Below are 3590 nucleotides of genomic sequence, written 5' to 3' on the forward strand. Positions count from 1 at the left end.
ATCCACCGCTACTAGCCGGACTACCGCCACCGGCCGATCCACCGCTACTAGCCGGACTACCGCCACCGGCCGATCCACTGCCACTAGCCGGACTACCGCCACCGGCCGGTGGCGGTAGTCCGGCTAGTAGCGGTGGATCGGCCGGTGGCGGTAGTCCGGCTAGTAGCGGTGGATCGGCCGGTGGCGGTAGTCCGGCCGGCGGCAGTGGGTCGCCCGGTGGCGATGCCGCCGGAGGCACCGCCGGTTCGGCAGGGTCAGTCGGCCGCGCCAACGACTCCGGCGCGGGCGGGCCGAGGTCGGCCGGAGGAGCGTCAGAGTCGGTCGCGAACCGCTCGGGACCCCGCACGGGAGGTGACGTCTCCATCGCTCCCGGTGCGTCCGAAATCCCGCGGTCCGCGGGGCCGCCGGAGCTTTTCGACACCGGTCGGCCGGCGCGCGGCGCGGCGGGCTCCGCAGTCGTGGGGCCCCGGTCGGTCGACGGAGGGCCTACGCGCGACGCCGGAGGAGAGAGCGGCGACGCGACGCCGTCCGGGCAGGACGACTCGTCCGCACCGAGCGATCCGCCTGCGTCGAGCGATGCGCCCGCGGAGGGCGACCGGTCCCCGGGCGAGGCCGACGCGAGCGACCTCGGGTACGACGACGCACCGATCCGCTCGACCGCGTACGACCTCCCCGGGTTCGGCCCCCTCGCGTCGCTCGCGTCGGTCGTCGGCGCGTCGCTGCTCGCTCGGCGTCGCGGACGCGGAGCGTGACTCCCGGACCCGTCGGTATCCTTTTGCTCGCCGACGCCCTTCGACCGCGTATGAGCGCGACCATCACACCGCCGAGGGAACGCACGTGCGAACTGTGCGGGCGCGAGGAGCGGTGGGACGGCGAGGTCGACGGCTGGCGGATCGCGGACGAGCCCGGCAACGTCTACTGTATCCACGAGTGGGACATCAACGGGACGTTCGTCCCCCTCGACGAGTAACCGTATCTGAACGTTCTACCACTCTGCGCCGAATACGCGAGGTATTCGAAGAGGATACTTGCTGATCGAGTTGATCTATAGCTTGAAACCGCGACATTTCTGATCGATCTCAAGGTGTGTGATCTGTTCACCACCCATGATGAATAATTACCTTATATTCCCTAATGTGTGTACGATGGATCCTACCCCTATCAGGGTCATACCTTTAACTGTTCACTCGTACGCGAGTGTATGACCAAGTCACGTAGTACCACCCGGGGCGTACGCGACTCGGAGTCCTCGGGCCGGGAGGACGGGCTCGCGGCGCCGACGGACGACCGATCGAACTGCGGTATCGGCGGGGTCGTGGACCTCGACGGCGCGCCGTCGCACGAGGCCGTCTCGGACGCGGTCGAACTGCTCGAAAACCTCGAGCACAGGGGAACGACCGGCGCCGAGGAGAACACCGGTGACGGCGCGGGGATCATGGTCGCGCGCCCCGACGCGTTCTTCCGCGAGGTCGTCGACGCCGACCTGCCGGAGGAGTACGCGGTCGGCTCCGTGTTTATGCCGCCGGAACCGGGCGTCCAGGCGGAGATCCACGACGTCATCGCCGAGGTGTGCGCCGTCTACGGGCTGGAGGTGCTCGCGTGGCGCTCCGTCCCGACCGACAACGCCGACCTCGGGGCGACCGCGCTCGAATCGGAGCCGGAGGTGTCGCAGGTGTTCGTCGCCCCCGTCGAGGGCGCGGGCCTCGCGCAGCGCTTCACCAGCGAGGAGAACCCGTCGGACGACGTCGACCCCGACCTGCTCGGGTTCGACCGCGCGCTGTACGCCGCCCGCCGCGAGATCGAGAACGCGGTCTCGGACGTCGACGGCGCGGGCCGGTTCTACGTCTGCTCGCTCGACCGCCAGCGCGTCGTTTACAAGGGCCTGCTGAAGGGGTCGCAGCTCGCCGACTACTACCCCGACCTGACCGACGAGCGGTTCGCGAGCCACGTCGCCTTGGTCCACGCGCGGTTCTCGACGAACACGCTCGGCGCGTGGCACCTCGCGCACCCGTACCGCAACATCGTCCACAACGGCGAGTTCAACACGATCCGCGGGAACGTCAACTGGATGCGCGCCCGCGAGAACGACCTCGAACACCCGGCGTTCGGGGCGGAGCTGGACACGATCAAACCGGTGATCGACGACCCGAACCAGTCCGACACCGCGAGCGTCGACAACGCGCTCGAACTCCTCCTCCAGACCGACCGCGACCTCCCGCACGCGCTCCGGATGCTGATCCCGGAGGCGTTCCGCGGCGACGACCTGATGGCCGACGACCGGGCTGACTTCTACGACTACCACGCCTCGCTGGTCGAGCCGTGGGACGGTCCCGCGCTCGTCATCGGCTTCGACGGCGAGCGCGTCGCCGGCGTCTTAGACCGCAACGGCCTCCGCCCGTGCCGGTACGAGGTGACGACCGACGACCGCCTCGTCGTCGGCAGCGAGGTGGGCGCGCTCCCGACCGAGCCCGCCGACGTGCGGCGTCGCGGCCGGCTCCAGCCCGGCGAGATCTTCGTCGCCGACCCCGAGGCGGGCCGGATCGTCCCCGACGACGAGGTGTTCGAGGAACTCACGGACGAGAAGTACGGCGAGTGGGTCGAGGACGGGCAGGTCGACCTCGACGCGCTCACTGACGAGGACGGCGTCGCGGCGGGGATCGACGCCGGCTCCGCCCGCGATCCGGACGGCGAGGAGGCAGAGAGCGAGGAGGCGAAGCCGACCGTCCGCGCCCATCAGGCCGCGTTCGGCTACACGACCGACTCGCTGAACCACCTCGTCGAGCCGATGGCGAAGGACGGGAAGGACCCGGTCGGCTCGATGGGCGACGACACGCCCCTGTCGGTGCTCGCCGACGTCGACCGCCCGCTCTTCACCTACTTCAAGCAGCTGTTCGCGCAGGTGTCGAACCCGCCGATCGACTACATCCGCGAGGAGCTCGTCACCTCGCTGGAGACGCGCATCGGGAACCAGCGCAACCTCCTCGACGAGACGCCCGAACACGCCGAGCAGATCGTCGCCGACACCCCGATCCTGACCGACGCCGAGGCGGCGGCGCTGCGAGACCTCCCGGGGCCGGGCGAGCGCGCGCCCGGCGAGCGTCGGTCCGGTGAGGGCGACGCGGCCGACGACGGGCCCTCGTTCACCTCGGTCACCGTCGACGTCACCTACGACCGCGACGGCTCGCTCGTCGACGCCGTGAGTCGGGTCCGCGAGGACGCCGCGGCCGCCATCGAGGACGGCGCGGACGCGGTCGTCCTCTCCGACCGCGCCGTGGGGCCGGACCGGCTCGCGGTGCCGAGCCTGCTCGCGACCGGCGCGGTCCACCACCACCTCGTCCGCAAGGGGCTCCGCAACCGCGCGGGGCTCGTCGTCGAGTCCGGCGAACCCCACGAGGTCCACCACATCGCGACGCTCGTCGGCTACGGCGCGGACGCGGTCGACCCGTACCTCGCGTACGCCTCCATCGCCGACGTGGTCGCCGGGCCCGACGGCGCCGACGAGGACGAGGCGCTCGCCGCCTACCGGCACGCGCTGGAGGACGGGCTCCTCAAGACGATGGCGAAGATGGGCATCTCGACGATGGAGTCGT

The 3590-nt window shown here is 70.5% G+C and carries 3 protein-coding genes; all 3 read left to right on the plus strand.

The window, feature by feature from the left end:
* Nucleotides 1–458: 458 nt before the first annotated feature.
* Nucleotides 459–752 (plus strand): PGF-CTERM sorting domain-containing protein, encoded by a 294-nt coding sequence (locus tag B9G38_RS18095; RefSeq protein ID WP_086220945.1) that lies wholly within the window; start codon nt 459–461, stop codon nt 750–752.
* A gap of 50 nt (nt 753–802) precedes the next feature.
* Nucleotides 803–970 (plus strand): HEWD family protein, encoded by a 168-nt coding sequence (locus B9G38_RS18390; protein WP_198945715.1) that lies wholly within the window; start codon nt 803–805, stop codon nt 968–970.
* 231 nt (nt 971–1201) lie between these two features.
* The coding region (locus B9G38_RS15285) for a glutamate synthase central domain-containing protein (RefSeq protein WP_303646242.1) at nt 1202–3590 on the plus strand (2389 nt) is incomplete at its 3' end.

Source organism: Halorubrum sp. SD612 (assembly GCF_002135005.1).

Excerpts from the sequence above, each read along its gene's own strand:
- B9G38_RS18390 (WP_198945715.1), top strand. The coding sequence starts at position 803 with ATGAGCGCGACCATCACACCGCCGAGGGAACGCACGTGCGAACTGTGC.